This window comes from Neisseria sp. P0001.S007 (assembly GCF_051963655.1).
Lineage (GTDB): Bacteria > Pseudomonadota > Gammaproteobacteria > Burkholderiales > Neisseriaceae > Neisseria > Neisseria subflava_A.
Window position 1 is genome coordinate 18,356 of sequence record NZ_JBQCUB010000012.1, and the last position, 14,636, is coordinate 32,991.

Below are 14,636 nucleotides of genomic sequence, written 5' to 3' on the forward strand. Positions count from 1 at the left end.
CATGATTACCCTGCATTCGCTCGACCAATCCCGCGCCCTGCGCATTGTTTGGCTGCTTGAAATCCTCGGTACGCCCTACCGCCTGCAAACCTACCGCCGTCATCCCCACACTTTGCTCGCCCCTGACGAACTCAAAGCCATCCATCCCTTGGGCAAATCGCCTTTATTGGATGATAACGGCTTTATCTTGGCGGAAAGCGGCGCGATTACAGACTATCTGATTCAAACCTACGGCAACGGCCGTTTGATGCCCGAACGCAGCAGCCGCGAATACTGGCAATATCAACGCTGGCTGCATTACGCCGAAGGTTCGCTGATGCCGTTATTGCTGCTCGGACTGGTGTTCCGCCGGATTGAAAGCGCGCCCATGCCGTTTTTCATCAAACCGATTGCCCGCAAAATCAGCGGCAGCGTCAAAAGCAGCTTTATCCATCCGCAAGCTGCGCTGCATCTTGCCCATATCAACAACGAGTTGGAAAACCGCGAATGGTTGGTCGGCAACAGCCTCAGCGGTGCCGACATCATGATGAGCTATCCGCTGCAAGCCGCGGCCGACCGCTTCGATTTTTCCGACTACCCCAATATCCGCGCTTATTTGCAGCGCATCGAAGCGCATGAAGCCTACCGCCGCGCCGTTGAAAAAGCAGGTTCGCCTTTATTGAAGCTTGACAAATAAAACAAGGCCGTCTGAAACATTTTCAGACGGCCTGAAACATTGGTTCACTTATCGAATAGCTTTGCGGCAAACGGCATTTTTACCAACGCGCCGCCCGAATGCTTTGTTCCCCTTTGCTACTTCACTCAAACTTAAAAACCATTTGTATTATGGTACAATTTCTGCTATAATATAAAAATTTTTAAGGGTTTTTTGGTCAATAGGCAACATTGAGGTTAGTGAAATAAATCTGATTTATACAAAAGAAGGATTAAGCTTCGCTTTATTTTCTGTGTATCTCATCATGGTAAAATTTATCGAAAATAGCTTATTAGCAACTCCAATATCGAGTAGAAGGGAGGATAACAATATGGATAAATTCTTTGTAGCAGCTATATTTAACTACGTACATACATTCGGATTTATGCACCTTAGTATTCTACTGACCAAAAAATCTTTAAAATAAGAAAAAGGTCGTCTGAAAATATAATATTTCAGACGACCTTTTTTCCACTACCACCATAGCGCCCGACGCAACACGGACAAACACCATGCCAACCGACAACCGCCCGACTCTTGCCATCGACACCAGCACATCCTTTCTGTCCATCGCATTGGAACATCAAGGCGAAGTCCGCCTGTTTCACGAAAACGTCGGCACCAAGCAATCCGAACAAATCCTGCCGCAAATCGAGCGCCTCTTCAAAGAAGTGGGCATCACGGCCGCCGATTTGGGCTGCATCGTTTATGCACAAGGCCCCGGCGCATTTACCGGCCTACGTATCGGCGCGGCGGTTGCACAAGGTTTGGCCACGCCGTTTGACACGCCCATGATCGGTATTCCCTGCCTCGATGTCGCCGCTTCGTTGCTGCCGCCATCAAGCTGCGTACTGGCGGCCACCGATGCGCGTATGGGCGAAGTGTTCTACGCATGGTTTGATACGCAAAACCACGTCCGCTTGAGCGATTACACGGTTGGCAAAGCCGCCGCCATTACTGCGCCCGAAGGCAAAACGCCTACCGGAGGCATCGGCAATGCCTTTGCCCTCGCCGACAAACCGTCTTTTGACGGTCAAGCCGATATGCCGACCGCCGCCGACTATCTCAAACTTGCCCGCAGCGGCCGCTATCTTGCTACTGACGCGGCGCACGCCGAGCTGCTCTACGTCCGCAACAAAATTGCCCTGACCGCGCAAGAGCAAGCCCAACAAAAGGCCAAACCGTGAACCTGCGCCCAGCCGTACTTGCCGACTGTCCCACCCTTGCCGCCATCGACGCACAAGGCAATCCCTCGCCGTGGACGGCGCAGCAGTTTGAATCAGCCGTTCAACACCATCCCGACAGCGTTTGGCTCAGTCAAGCAGACCACCAAATTACCGGCTTTATCGTGTGGCAAACCGTATTTGACGAATCCGAGCTACACCTGATTGCCGTCGCACCCGAATACCGCCGCCAAGGCATTGCGTCCGCCCTACTGCAACACTGGCAAAACGCAGTGCAACAACAAGGCGCAACCCGATTGCTGCTCGAAGTCCGTGCAAGCAATGAAACCGCGCAACAGCTCTACCGCAAACACGGCTTCCAAACCTGCGGCCGCCGCAAAAACTACTACGCCCTGCCCGACGGTGGCAGCGAAGATGCCGTATTGATGGAGAAATCATGTTAAGCAGCCGTTACCTGCACCTGCACGAAGCCTTGGGCTTGGGCCCCATGTGGCTGAACCAAAACGCCAAAATCATCCATGCCGCGCCTCAAGCCGCAGCATCAACCGCGCCCGTCCGCCCCAAAACCATTGCTGCCGATACCGCGCAAGCTGTGCGCACTTTATCCGCAGGCGCCCATCAGGCACGCACTGCCGCCATCGCTACTGCGCAAACGGCCAAACCTGCTGCCCGCGTTCCCGAAGCAGCACCCAAAGCCATTGTCGAAACACCGGCAACAACAGAAAAAGCCACGCATTCAGACAACCTGCCCCGTCTTGACGTAACCATCAGGCCGTCTGAAATCATGGTAGTCAGCATTTGTCCGTCCACCGAAGACAGCCTGCACGGTACGCTGTTTAGCGGCGACGTCGGCACGCTTCTCGACAACATCCTCGCCGCCATCGGCCTCAAGCCCGAGCAGGCGCACAAAACCGCATGGGTCAAAACCGCGCCCGTATTCACTGCCCTGCCCGATGCCGAAAACATCCGCTCCGAGCTTGCCGAAATGCAAAACGAGCTGACCGCTTCGCAAGCGCGCGCAGTATTGTTCCTCGGCAAAATCTTCGACAGCCCCGACATGATCGGGCTGATGAACGAATTGTGCGCAGAGCGGCCGCATTTCGTCATTCCCCACCCTGCCCGCCTGCTGATGCAGCCGCAACTCAAAGCGCAGGCATGGCAAATCTTAAAGCCATTGAAACAGCTTTTGGCCAAGGCCGTCTGAACATTCTGTTCAACCTGAAATCAGGTTTTTTCACCAACAAAAAAGGACGTGTTCGACACGCCCTAATGTTTATCAATATTCTGCCGAATGCCAGAAAGGCTGGCCCACCGTCGGCGTACTGGCGCGCGCTTTCTCACGCGCCTCCACAGGTTCTGCCTCATAAGCCAGACGGCCCGACTCGACCGCAAGCGCAAAAGCGCGTGCCATATTGACCGGATCGCCGCTGCGGGAAACGGCGGTATTCAGCAACACGCCGTCAAAACCCCATTCCATCACTTGCGCCGCCTGCGAAGGCAAACCCAAGCCCGCGTCGATAATCAACGGCGTGTCGGGCAGGCGTTCACGTAGGACTTTCAGCGCATAAGCATGAACCGCGCCCAAACCCGTGCCAATCGGCGCCGCCCACGGCATCAACGCCTGACAGCCTGCGTCAAGCAGTCGGCGGCAGGCAATCAGGTCTTCGGTGCAATAAGGCAGCACTTTAAAGCCGTCTTTAATCAGAATTTCCGCCGCTTCAACCAGTTGGAACACATCCGGCTGCAAGGTGTCATCATCGCCGATGAGTTCGAGCTTGATCCAATCGGTATCAAACACTTCGCGTGCCATTTGTGCAGTAGTCACGGCTTCCTGCACACTTTGGCAGCCTGCGGTATTGGGCAACACAGGTACGCCCATTTCTTCCAACAATGACCAAAAGCCCTGCCCGTGCGCTTCGCCGCCGCTGCCGGCGCGGCGTAACGAAACGGTAATCATCGCCGGTTGCGCGATTTGAACAGACTGCTTGAGGATTTCCGGCGTCGGATAAGCAGCCGTACCGAGCAGCAGCCGTGAAGGGAAAGTTTCTCCGTATAGGGTAAACATGATGGATTCCTTTGTAATATTTTTTAGATTTTAAGCATAAGGCAATCGGGCAACCCTGCCCGATATTCAAACAGGCAAAAGTCGAGCGCAAATACCCAACCTATTGATTGCAAACTGCTTATCCGCCGACTACGGGGCGCACAATGTCCACTTTGTCGTTTTCGTTTAAAACCGTTTCCGCATACGCGCCTTTGGCGACAAAATAGGTATTGACGGCAACGGCAAAAGGCTTTTGCGGCGCGGTTTGGGCGATAAGGTCGGCAACGGTTGTGCCGTTTAATGTGATGGTTTCATTGTTTAATATAATCTTCATGATGTTTGCTCCTCTTATCGGGCTTCTTATTTTCAGACGGCCTTATTCATTCCACAAAGCCTGAAACGATTTAACCACCGCTTCGGGATTTTCCGCTTCGGTCACGGCGCGGACGACGGCGAGTGAGGAAACGCCGGTGGCGAGTACGGCTTCGGCGTTGTTCAAATCGATGCCGCCGATGGCAACGACGGGTGTGCCGCGTGCCTGTCTGACGTATTCACGCAGTTTGTCCAAGCCTTGCGGGGCGGTGGGCATTTGCTTGGTCGTGGTCGGGAAAATCGCGCCGCTGGCAACGTAGCTGGGGTGTACAGACAAAGCGCGGTCGAGTTCGGCGACGGAGTGCGTACTCAAACCCAAGCGCAAACCGGCAGCTTCAATCGCGGCGAGGTCGGCGGTGTCCATATCTTCCTGCCCGAGATGTACACCGTATGCACCTGCGGCAATCGCTTCGCGCCAGTGGTCGTTGATGAAAAGCTGGGTCGCGCTGTTTTGACAGGCTGCGACGCAACGTTCGATTTCGCGTTTCAACTCGTCGCCATGCAAGGTTTTACAACGCAGTTGCACCGTGTCGGCACCTGCTTTGACCATGCGCTCCACCCAATCGGCGGTGGGAACGACGGCGTAGAATTTGAGCGGGGATTTTAGGGGCGGGAAGGTCATGGGGTGTCCTTTTTCATTTCTTACGGAGCAATAAAGGTTGTCTAAAAACATCGAGTATTCGCATTCATGCCGTAGAGCAGAAGAGGGGCGATACTTGATGGGAAGCTTTCGCTTTTATAACCAACGGCGGACGCGCCGACAATAAGACTCGTACTCTGCACCGAATTTCTGCTCCAAAACGCGTTCTTCGGGCATGATTTGAAAGCGTGTCATATAGGCAACAAATGCAGCCAAAAACAACCACGGCAGCGGGTGCGCCAAATAGCCCGCCCAGGCGACCAGCCAGCAGCCCAGACCCGCATACATCGGATTGCGACTGAAACGGTACACGCCGTCTGAAACGAAGTGTTCGGTTTGTTCGGGGTTTAGCGGGCTGACGGTCGTGCGCACACGGCGAAACACCCACACACCTAATACGCTCAACAGAGTCCCAAACACCATGAAAACAACCGACAGCAATATAGGAAAGCGCGGCAATATGTCGGCTAACGCCGACACTTGGGCAGAGACGTACATCAACAACGCACAAATAAAACATATCGCCGGCGGCGGAATTTTGGTTTCTAAATTCATATTGTTACCTTTATAAAACTGATGGCGCGACGTTTTCAGACGAACTAAAGCTTATTTTACCTCAAGCTTATTTTCCAATATATGCCAAACCGCTTTCTTCATCACGTTCGGGCGCGTCTTTTCCGTCAAACAGTGCCACTGCCAATCTGACGGCGGCGGTTACGGCGGGGGAAATCATGAAGCCGTGGCGGAAAAGGCCGAAAATCTGTGTTTAGGTTTCGGCTGTTGGGGGGAAGAGCTTTTTTGCAAAGGCCTCGGCCTTTTAAACGGTTTGAAAAAGGACGTGTCGAACACGTCCTTTTTTCCTATTACAACAGGAATATGGTTGCCAATCCCAAGAAAATCAGGAAGCCGCCGGAGTCGGTTACCGCGGTAATCAGCACCGAGCTGCCCAATGCCGGGTCGCGTCCGGCTTTGTCCATCATAACGGGAATGAGGACGCCGACGGTCGCGGCAAGCAAAAGGTTCAAAGTCATCGCGGCCACCATGACCAAACCGATGCCGATGTTGCCGTAGAGCAGCCATGAAATCACACCCATTACCGTGCCCCAAATAATGCCGTTGACAAGGGCGACGCCGACTTCTTTTTTCAGCAGGCGACCTGCCTGCGTGCTGGTCATTTGTCCCATTGCCATGGCGCGGACGATCATGGTGATGGTTTGGTTGCCGGAGTTGCCGCCGATACCGGCGACGATGGGCATCAGCGCGGCCAGTGCGACGATTTTTTCGATACTGCCTTCAAATGCGCCAATTACGCGGCTGGCGATGAAGGCGGTACACAGGTTGATGGCAAGCCACATCCAACGGTTTTTCACCGAGTCCCAAATCGGGGCGAACAAGTCCTCTTCTTCTTGCAAACCAGCCATGTTCAACATATCCGCTTCCGATTCTTCACGGATCACGTCCACCATTTCGTCAATGGTGATCCTGCCGATCAGCTTTTTGTTTTCATCGACAACCGGCGCGGTTACCAAGTCATAACGTTCAAATGCCTGCGCCGCTTCTTCCACGTCGTCTTCCGGACGGAAGCGCACGACTTCGGTGGCCATCACGTCTGCCACCATGTCTTCGGGGTCGGCGACCAAGAGTTTGCGGATGGGCAGCACGCCTTGCAACACGTCGTTTTCATCGACCACGAAAATCTTATCGGTATGGTCGGGCAGACTGTCGAAACGGCGCAAGTAGCGCAACACGACCTCACACGTCACATCGGCGCGGATGCTGACCAATTCAAAGTCCATAATCGCGCCGACTTGGTTGTCTTCGTAAGACATCGCCGCTTTGACCTGCTCGCGCTCTTCTTCATCACGCGTTTGCAGCGCTTCGTACACCACTTGGTGCGGCAGGTCGTCTGCCAGTTCTGCCAATTCGTCTGCGTCCAAATCATCGACAGCGGCCAACAGCTCGTCTTTGTCCATGGACTCGATCAGCATTTCGCGTACGGAGTCGGATACTTCCAGCAACACTTCGCCGTCGTCTTCAGGGGCGACCAAAAGCCAAACGATGTTACGCTCGCGCGGTGGCAGAGATTCCAAGACGGCGGCCACGTCGGCAGGGTGCAACTCGGCCAAGAGGACGGTCAGCTCGGTGAACTTGTCGCACAGGCTTTCGTCTTCAATCGGCATGCCTGCTTCGATTTGTTCAAATGACGGCTCAAGGATTTCGCATAAGGCGTGGATGCGGTCGATATCGTCAGAGATGCGATCGTCAGAAATGCGGTCTTCTACCACATCATTGTCGGGGATATTGTCGAGATTCGGAGGGGTTTGTTCGATGCTCATAAATGCTCCGCCCGCCAGACGCGGGAAGGCATTTCGGCGGGATGATTATTGTTGTTGTGTATCAGATGGGAAGTTCAAAGACGAACTGGGAAGGTCCATAATTCAAGCCTGCTGAGAGGCGCAGAGTTGTAAACGGTCCATATTCTACTCTTTTTTAGGCCGTTTTACCATTTTTAACGGGAAAGGCCGTCTGAAATTTAAATTTCAGACGGCCTTTTCATTTGCTCAAACCTTATTCTTTAGGCAGGCGCAGGACGGAGACGATGAATCCGCCCCAAATGACGATCAATGCGACAAGCATCATAATAATGGCTGAAGTACTCATTATTCGTCTCCTTCACGTTCGTGTTCATGTTCGTCTTTGACGTTGAAGTTCTGACCATGTTTCCACGGCAAGAAAGATAGCAGGACGGACAATACCAAGAGAGTGCCTACCATGCCCCAACCGAAGATATTGAGGAAGCTGTCAGGATAGCCGCTGTAATTCTCTTTTAAGAGGCTGGCAGTATCTTGATACAGCATATAGCCGAGCATAGCGACGGTAACCACCACGCTGGCAGTCCACACTTTACCGACACGGATGGAAGACAGCGCGTTCAAGTGGTTGCGCAGTTCCGGCAGCTTGTTCAACAAGACAATCGCCAAAACATAAATAAAACCGGAAGCCACAATGCCGTAGGTATTGATGAATTTGTCCAACACATCCAACACAGGCAGGCCGGTAGTCGTACCGAACAGCAAGGTAGAAATAATTGCCATTGGCACGCCTGCAATCAGCGTTGCGCTGACACGGCCAATGTTCATTTTGTCTTGAATCGCAGCCACAATCACTTCAACGATGGAAATCATCGAAGTGACACCGGCAAACACCAGAGAGCCGAAGAACAACACGCCGATCAACGCACCCATAGGGGCTTGGTTAATGATGGTCGGGAACGCGATAAACGCCAAACCGATACCGTTGGATGCCACTTCGCTGACTTCTTTGCCTGCGGCTTGAGCCATAAAGCCCAATGCGGCAAATACGCCGATACCGGCGAGCAACTCAAAGCTGCTGTTGGCAAAGCCGACAACCAAGCCAGTACCGCCCAAGTCGGTTTTTTTCTTCAGGTAAGAAGAATAAGTAATCATGATGCCGAAGCAGATGGAGAGCGAGAAGAAAATCTGGCCATATGCGGCTACCCAGACTTTCGGATCCGCCAAACGGCTCCAGTCAGGCGTAAACAAAGCGTTCAAACCTTTTGCCGCACCCGGCAGAGTCAGCGCAATGCCCACCATGATGACGAACATCACCACCAACAAAGGCATGAAGAATGTAGATGAACCGGCCACGCCTTTTTGTACGCCCAAAGCCATAATCGCCAGCGTAAACACCCACACGGCAATCAGCGGACCAGCAACTTTGCCGACAAAATCCAAGCCCAAGTCTTTGGCATCGGCCATTTGCAGGAAGTCTTTGAAGAAGAATGCCTGCGGATCCGCACCCCATGCCGAAGTCAAAGAATAATAGGCATAGCTTGCCGCCCAGCCGACAATCACGGCGTAGTAGATACAGATGATGACGTTGGTCAGGAAGTTCCACCAACCCATCGGCTCAAACAAACGGCCGAGGCGGCGGAAAGCCAAAGGTGGCGAACCGCGGTAACGGTGGCCGATGGCGTAGTCGAGCAGCAACAGCGGAATACCTGCCGTCAACAGCGCAACCAAGTAAGGGAGGACGAAAGCACCGCCGCCATTGTCGAAAGCGATGTAAGGGAATCGCCAAATGTTGCCTAAGCCCACGGCCGAGCCGATGGCAGCAAACATAAAGGCGCGGCGACTGCTAAACGTCGCGCGTTCGCTGGATTGAGAATTTGACACGATGAACCTCTTAAAAGTCGAGTGCCGCCAAGGCCGTTCAGCCTTGCGCGTATATATTTAGGAATCAGGCCGGGCAAGCCGGTCGGTTAAAGTAGATATTCGGACAAGGATAATATCCGGTATAGAGGATGCACCGCTTATGGCCATGCAAACATAATCTGACCTTATCGTAAAAAAATTTAACAGTGTTGACAAGTCATAATTAAATTAAAATCACAAGCAAAATCTTCATACACTACGACTAAAACCTTCATACACTTATTTATATAACCCCCAAACACAGCTCAATCCACCGTTTTTCCCTCCCTTGTTCCGACAATTTTCCCCTTTGCTAAAAACCGCCCTCCCCTTAACCGGCAAGGAAAATCGGGAATCCAAGGCGTTTAAATTCCACGTCATCAAAAATGTTCAGACGGCCTTTTACTTTTGCCCGATTAAACCTAGGCCGTCTGAAAATTCCACTGTTGTATGTCGTAATCAAAAGCCACACTCAAATTCTGTTTAATATAAACAAAAACAATCCGCCTTTTCCCGTTTCCTTCATTACCATGATTTAAAACGAGCATAAAACACCAAAAATAGAATTAATAAAAAACAAAATTTCAAAAAATACAAAATAACAATAAATTTAAACCTGTATTTCTACTCTAATCATCTACAATCAAAAATAATCGAACCTAAAAATTTCAATAAAACATTAATTACACAGCACTACATTTTTGCTATAATTGCCACCATTCACTCCACAACCCAAACCCAAAAGAAGAGGAAAAGCCATGGGTATCAAAGTTGCCATCAACGGTTACGGCCGCATCGGCCGCCAAGTAGTGCGCGCTATTTTTGACTACAAACTGCAAGACCAACTCGACATCGTTGCCATCAACGCCAGCGGCAGCATCGAGACCAATGCTCACCTGACCAAATTCGACACTGTTCACGGCCGCTTCAACTCTGAAGTTTCCCACGATGAGAAACACCTCATCATCGACGGTAAAAAAATCCCTTACTTCTCTACCCGCAACCCAGCCGAATTGCCATGGGGCGAATTGGGCGTTGACCTGGTCATGGAATGTACCGGCGCGTTCACCAGCAAAGAGAAAGCCAAAATCCACTTGGAAAGCGGCGCGAAAAAAGTACTGATTTCCGCTCCCGGTGGCGATGACGTTGACGCAACCATCGTTTACGGCGTAAACGACGACGTGATTACCGACGACATGACCGTTATCTCCAACGCGTCTTGTACCACCAACTGCCTGGCACCTGTGGCCAAAGTGTTGAACGAAAACATCGGCATCGTAAACGGCGTGATGACCACCATCCACGCGCTGACCAACGACCAAACCGTAACCGACGTACGCCACAAAGACCTGCGCCGTGCGCGTAGCGGCGTGGAAAACATGATTCCGACCAAAACCGGCGCAGCAAAAGCCGTTGGTTTGGTATTGCCAGACCTGAAAGGCAAACTCGACGGCCTCGCCATCCGCGTACCAACCGTCAACGTTTCCCTGGTTGACCTGAGCTTCCAAGCAGGCCGCGACACTTCCGCCGAAGAAATCAACGCGCTGATGAAAGCCGCTTCCGAAGAAGGCCGTCTGAAAGGCGTATTGGCCTACAATACCCTGCCACTGGTTTCCATGGACTTCAACCACACTACCCAAGCCAGCACATTTGACTCTACGCTGACCAAAGTTACCGCAGGCAAAATGGTTAAAGTGTTCGCATGGTACGACAACGAGTGGGGCTTCAGCTGCCAAATGCTGAACACCGCGCGCCGTATGTTCGGTTTGGAAGTACGTCCGTTCTAATCGGCTTCCAACACAAAGGCCGTCTGAAACATCTTTTCAGACGGCCTTTTGTATTTCCTTTAAAATATCGCATTCCCATTTATTTTCAGACGGCCTCTTCATGTTTCCCAACGAATCCGCCCCCAATCTGCTGCAAGGCTTAAACCCCGAACAACTCTCCGCCGTAACCTGGCCGCCGCAATCCGCCCTCGTTTTGGCCGGCGCGGGCAGCGGCAAAACGCGCGTGCTGACCACGCGTATCGCATGGCTTTTGCAAAGCGGACAAGCCAGCGTGCACAGCATTATGGCGGTAACGTTTACCAACAAAGCCGCCAAAGAAATGCAGACCCGTTTGGGCGCAATGATTCCCGTCAACGTCCGCGCCATGTGGCTCGGCACGTTCCACGGCCTCTGCCACCGCTTTTTGCGCCTGCACCACCGCGATGCCGGTCTGCCCTCTTCCTTTCAAATCCTCGACAGCGGCGATCAGCTTTCCCTGATCAAACGCCTGCTCAAAAGCCTCAACATCGCCGAAGAAATCATCGCACCGCGTTCATTGCAAGGCTTTATCAACGCGCAAAAAGAATCCGGCTTGCGCGCTTCCGTATTGAGCGCGCCCGATCCGCATACACGCCGCATGATTGAGTGCTACGCCGAATACGACAAAATCTGCCAACGCGAAGGCGTAGTCGATTTCGCCGAACTCATGCTCCGCAGCTACGAAATGCTGCAAAACAACGAAATCCTGCGCCAACACTACCAAAACCGCTTCAACCATATTCTAGTCGACGAGTTCCAAGACACCAACAAACTGCAATACGCCTGGCTCAAACTCATGGCGGGCGGCAACGCGGCAGTATTTGCCGTCGGCGACGACGACCAAAGTATCTATCGGTTCCGCGGCGCAAACGTCGGCAACATGACCGCATTAATGAACGAGTTCCACATCGATGCGCCCGTCAAACTCGAACAAAACTACCGCTCCGTCGGCAACATCCTCGCCGCCGCCAACGCCGTCATCGAAAACAACGACGAACGCCTTGGCAAAAACCTGCGCACCGACGCCGAAGCAGGCGACAAAATCCGCTACTACTCCGCCTTTACCGACCTCGAAGAAGCCCAATTCATCGTGGACGAAACCAAAGCCCTCGAACGCGAAGGCTGGGATTTGGACGAAATCGCCGTCCTCTACCGCAGCAACGCCCAATCGCGCGTCATCGAACAAAGCCTGTTCCGCAGCGGCATCCCCTACAAAATCTACGGCGGCCTGCGCTTTTACGAACGCCAAGAAATCAAACACGCCCTCGCCTACCTGCGCCTCGCCGTCAATCCCGACGACGACAACGCCCTCTTGCGCGTGATTAATTTCCCACCGCGCGGCATCGGCGCACGCACCATCGAAAACCTTCAGACGGCCTCAAACGAACAAGGCATCACCCTCTGGCAGGCAGCCTGCAACGCCGGCGCAAAAGCCACCAAAATCGCCGCCTTCGTCCGCCTGATTGAAGCCCTGCGCAACCAAGTCGGACAAATGCCCCTGTCCGAAATCATCGTCGGCATCCTCAAAGACAGCGGCCTGACCGAACACTACCAAACCCAAAAAGGCGACAACCAAGACCGCCTCGACAACCTTGACGAACTCGTCAACGCCGCCATCGAGTTCAAACCCGAAGACAGCAACTTTGAAACCCTGCCCGAAAACATTTCAGACGACCCCGCCTTCCCCATCCTCGCTTTCTTGAGCAACGCCGCCCTCGAATCCGGCGAAAACCAAGCAGGCGCAGGCGAAAAAGCCGTCCAACTCATGACCGTCCACGCCTCCAAAGGCTTGGAATTCAACGCCGTCTTCCTCACCGGCATGGAAGAAGGCCGCTTCCCCAGCGAAATGAGCCTTGCCGAACGCGGCGGCCTCGAAGAAGAACGCCGCCTCATGTACGTCGCCATCACCCGCGCCCGCAAACGCCTCTACATCACCATGGCACAGCAACGCATGCTGCACGGACAAACCCAATTCGGCATCGTCTCCCGCTTTGTCGAAGAAATCCCGCCCGAAGTATTGCACTACCTGTCCGTCAAAAAACCCGCCTACGACAGCTACGGCAACACGCGCCAAACCTCCATGTTCAAAGACAAAATCATCGAAGACTTCAAACAGCCGCAAACCTACGCAGGCTTCCGCATCGGCCAAAACGTCCGCCACGCCAAATTCGGCACCGGCGTCATCATCGATGCCGTGGACAAAGGCGAATCCGCCCGACTGACCATCAACTTCGGCAAGCAGGGCGTGAAAGAGTTGGACACCAAGTTTGCGAAATTGGAAGAGATGTAGAAATTAGAAGGCTTGGAATGATAAAGGCCGTCTGAAAAATACAGTTTCAACAAGAAACAATAAAGGTTTAACGAAAGGGAAAGTTATGAAAAAGAATAATATGAAAATAGATAGAGAAGCTCTTTTATCAATCTTGCACAATCATCAATTATGGATTAAAACTGACGGTCAAAGCGGTGAGCAAGCTGATTTATCTGGAGCAGTTTTAACTGGAATGAATTTAATAAGAGCAGATTTAAGAAGAGCAAATTTAAGAGGAGTAAATTTAAGGGGAGCCGATTTAAGAGGATCTGATTTATTTGGAGCTGATTTATCTGGAGCTGATTTAACTGGAGCTGATTTAACTCATGCAAATTTAACTATAGCAAATTTGAGCAGAACAGATTTAACAAGCGCAAAATTAGATAAGGCAAATTTAATTAAAACAAATTTAAGAGGAGCGGACTTAACTGCTGCATCTTTTGATGGAGCACATCTAGACGGGATAGATTTAACCCAGCTCCTTGGAAATTCTGTTATATCTACAGATAATTTGCAAAGAAAACTTCAATCTTCAGAAAAAATTATTCAAGATTTACAAATAAAATTAAACCAAGCTCAATCCAATAATACACTAACAAAAAACAATGACGAAATTACAAAACTATCAGCAAGACTTGAACAAGAAAAATTGGAAAAGGAAAAAATAAAGGAGGAATTAAATTCAAAAATTGAAGAATTACAAAAAGGATTAAGCAATCGAATTAAAGATGCCCAAAAATCTCTTTCAGGAGCTTTGAAAAACACTGACAGCCAGATCCAAAATAATGAAAATACGGCTCGTTGGTTTAAATGGCTAGGAATTATTTTGTTTGGTCTTGCCATAATTTTATTATTGGTTTTTAGTGGATTCGTTTTATGCAATTCAAAATTTTTCATTGAGAAAAATCTGAATATCTTGTTTTATACATTCCCCATTATTACCCTAATGGTAATCGGCACCACCTGTCTGCGACATCAGAAAAATCTGTTGGCAGAAGTCCGCCATTTTTCCAATATGAAACACCAAATCGAGCTGTATAGCGGTTTGCTTGAAGCGTCTCAGCACGCTGCCGTCAGTTTCAACAATCCGGAAAAGGCAAACGAATATGTGCAGGAAACTTTTACCCAAATCCGCAATCGTCTGCTCAATAGCCAATATTTGCCTGATCATTCATCGGCAGACAATCAGTCGAACAATGATTTCGGATCGGACAAGGTAATTGATTTACTAAGTAAAATTGCTGATTTGTCCGGCAAAAAATCTATATAGAAATCCTCGCTGCCCACATACCTTCGTTAATCGGCTGCGTACACCAGCCTGATTCTTGCAGGTTAATCTAAACGCTGAACTTATCGGCAATCAGGCTAGAAC

Annotated in this window: 14 protein-coding genes and 1 pseudogene; 7 read left to right on the top strand and 8 right to left on the bottom strand. The window is 51.3% G+C overall.

What is annotated here, in order from left to right; genetic code table 11:
- The first annotated feature begins 1 nt into the window (after position 1).
- From ACTHRE_RS10045 to ACTHRE_RS10060, 4 genes are all read left to right on the top strand, one after another.
- Positions 2-676, top strand: coding sequence for a glutathione S-transferase family protein (locus ACTHRE_RS10045; protein WP_377073333.1), 675 nt, complete (start codon positions 2-4; stop codon positions 674-676).
- A gap of 530 nt (positions 677-1,206) precedes the next feature.
- Positions 1,207-1,881, top strand: a complete 675-nt coding sequence (gene tsaB / locus ACTHRE_RS10050; protein WP_377073335.1) for a tRNA (adenosine(37)-N6)-threonylcarbamoyltransferase complex dimerization subunit type 1 TsaB — start codon at positions 1,207-1,209, stop codon at positions 1,879-1,881.
- Positions 1,878-2,321 (top strand): ribosomal protein S18-alanine N-acetyltransferase, encoded by a 444-nt coding sequence (gene rimI, locus ACTHRE_RS10055; RefSeq protein WP_296184371.1) that lies wholly within the window; start codon positions 1,878-1,880, stop codon positions 2,319-2,321. The genes tsaB and rimI overlap by 4 nt, the downstream gene beginning before the upstream one ends.
- Positions 2,315-3,082 carry a uracil-DNA glycosylase family protein gene (locus tag ACTHRE_RS10060; RefSeq protein ID WP_296184373.1) on the top strand — a complete coding sequence of 256 codons (768 nt, stop codon included), beginning with the start codon at positions 2,315-2,317 and terminating at the stop codon, positions 3,080-3,082. Before rimI ends, ACTHRE_RS10060 begins: the two co-directional genes overlap by 7 nt.
- A 72-nt stretch (positions 3,083-3,154) precedes the next feature.
- On the opposite strand, the gene ACTHRE_RS10065 is transcribed toward ACTHRE_RS10060, so the two are convergent.
- The 8 genes and pseudogenes from ACTHRE_RS10065 to ACTHRE_RS10100 all read right to left on the bottom strand — a co-directional run bounded on the left by ACTHRE_RS10065 (position 3,155) and on the right by ACTHRE_RS10100 (position 9,130).
- The gene (locus ACTHRE_RS10065; protein ID WP_049332237.1) at positions 3,155-3,943 is read right to left on the bottom strand and encodes a thiazole synthase; all 789 of its coding nucleotides are present in this window, start codon (positions 3,941-3,943) and stop codon (positions 3,155-3,157) included.
- A gap of 118 nt (positions 3,944-4,061) precedes the next feature.
- The gene (gene thiS, locus ACTHRE_RS10070; protein ID WP_315112275.1) at positions 4,062-4,256 is read right to left on the bottom strand and encodes a sulfur carrier protein ThiS; all 195 of its coding nucleotides are present in this window, start codon (positions 4,254-4,256) and stop codon (positions 4,062-4,064) included.
- A gap of 42 nt (positions 4,257-4,298) precedes the next feature.
- Positions 4,299-4,916, bottom strand: coding sequence for a thiamine phosphate synthase (thiE, locus tag ACTHRE_RS10075; RefSeq protein WP_377073338.1), 618 nt, complete (start codon positions 4,914-4,916; stop codon positions 4,299-4,301).
- A gap of 114 nt (positions 4,917-5,030) precedes the next feature.
- Positions 5,031-5,489 carry a methyltransferase family protein gene (locus tag ACTHRE_RS10080; RefSeq protein ID WP_377073339.1) on the bottom strand — a complete coding sequence of 153 codons (459 nt, stop codon included), beginning with the start codon at positions 5,487-5,489 and terminating at the stop codon, positions 5,031-5,033.
- Between the two features lie 67 nt (positions 5,490-5,556).
- Positions 5,557-5,697: pseudogene (locus tag ACTHRE_RS10085) on the bottom strand (FAD-dependent oxidoreductase); the annotation flags it as partial.
- Positions 5,698-5,797: 100 nt separating this feature from the next.
- Positions 5,798-7,270 carry a magnesium transporter gene (gene mgtE / locus ACTHRE_RS10090; RefSeq protein ID WP_377073341.1) on the bottom strand — a complete coding sequence of 491 codons (1,473 nt, stop codon included), beginning with the start codon at positions 7,268-7,270 and terminating at the stop codon, positions 5,798-5,800.
- A 232-nt stretch (positions 7,271-7,502) separates the two neighbouring features.
- Complete coding sequence (locus ACTHRE_RS10095) at positions 7,503-7,595, bottom strand: methionine/alanine import family NSS transporter small subunit (protein ID WP_036472778.1); 93 nt, start codon at positions 7,593-7,595, stop codon at positions 7,503-7,505.
- Positions 7,595-9,130 (bottom strand): sodium-dependent transporter, encoded by a 1,536-nt coding sequence (locus tag ACTHRE_RS10100; protein WP_083290018.1) that lies wholly within the window; start codon positions 9,128-9,130, stop codon positions 7,595-7,597. Before ACTHRE_RS10100 ends, ACTHRE_RS10095 begins: the two co-directional genes overlap by 1 nt.
- Positions 9,131-9,906: 776 nt before the next feature.
- Between ACTHRE_RS10100 and gap the strand changes: the two genes are divergently transcribed.
- The 3 genes from gap to ACTHRE_RS10115 all read left to right on the top strand — a co-directional run bounded on the left by gap (position 9,907) and on the right by ACTHRE_RS10115 (position 14,534).
- Positions 9,907-10,935: a type I glyceraldehyde-3-phosphate dehydrogenase gene (gene gap, locus ACTHRE_RS10105; RefSeq protein ID WP_003682614.1), complete on the top strand. Its 1,029-nt coding sequence runs from the start codon at positions 9,907-9,909 to the stop codon at positions 10,933-10,935.
- A 100-nt stretch (positions 10,936-11,035) separates the two neighbouring features.
- Positions 11,036-13,243, top strand: coding sequence for a DNA helicase II (uvrD, locus tag ACTHRE_RS10110; RefSeq protein WP_377073344.1), 2,208 nt, complete (start codon positions 11,036-11,038; stop codon positions 13,241-13,243).
- An 85-nt stretch (positions 13,244-13,328) separates the two neighbouring features.
- Positions 13,329-14,534, top strand: coding sequence for a pentapeptide repeat-containing protein (locus tag ACTHRE_RS10115; RefSeq protein ID WP_377073346.1), 1,206 nt, complete (start codon positions 13,329-13,331; stop codon positions 14,532-14,534).
- Positions 14,535-14,636 lie beyond the last annotated feature (102 nt).

Bases quoted from the DNA above. Each gene is read 5' to 3' on its own strand.
- uvrD (WP_377073344.1), top strand. From the start codon at position 11,036: ATGTTTCCCAACGAATCCGCCCCCAATCTGCTGCAAGGCTTAAACCCC.
- ACTHRE_RS10060 (WP_296184373.1), top strand. From the start codon at position 2,315: ATGTTAAGCAGCCGTTACCTGCACCTGCACGAAGCCTTGGGCTTGGGC.
- ACTHRE_RS10095 (WP_036472778.1), bottom strand. From the start codon at position 7,595: ATGAGTACTTCAGCCATTATTATGATGCTTGTCGCATTGATCGTCATT.
- gap (WP_003682614.1), top strand. From the start codon at position 9,907: ATGGGTATCAAAGTTGCCATCAACGGTTACGGCCGCATCGGCCGCCAA.
- thiS (WP_315112275.1), bottom strand. From the start codon at position 4,256: ATGAAGATTATATTAAACAATGAAACCATCACATTAAACGGCACAACC.
- mgtE (WP_377073341.1), bottom strand. From the start codon at position 7,270: ATGAGCATCGAACAAACCCCTCCGAATCTCGACAATATCCCCGACAAT.
- ACTHRE_RS10065 (WP_049332237.1), bottom strand. From the start codon at position 3,943: ATGTTTACCCTATACGGAGAAACTTTCCCTTCACGGCTGCTGCTCGGT.
- ACTHRE_RS10045 (WP_377073333.1), top strand. From the start codon at position 2: ATGATTACCCTGCATTCGCTCGACCAATCCCGCGCCCTGCGCATTGTT.
- tsaB (WP_377073335.1), top strand. From the start codon at position 1,207: ATGCCAACCGACAACCGCCCGACTCTTGCCATCGACACCAGCACATCC.
- ACTHRE_RS10080 (WP_377073339.1), bottom strand. From the start codon at position 5,489: ATGAATTTAGAAACCAAAATTCCGCCGCCGGCGATATGTTTTATTTGT.
- thiE (WP_377073338.1), bottom strand. From the start codon at position 4,916: ATGACCTTCCCGCCCCTAAAATCCCCGCTCAAATTCTACGCCGTCGTT.
- ACTHRE_RS10115 (WP_377073346.1), top strand. From the start codon at position 13,329: ATGAAAAAGAATAATATGAAAATAGATAGAGAAGCTCTTTTATCAATC.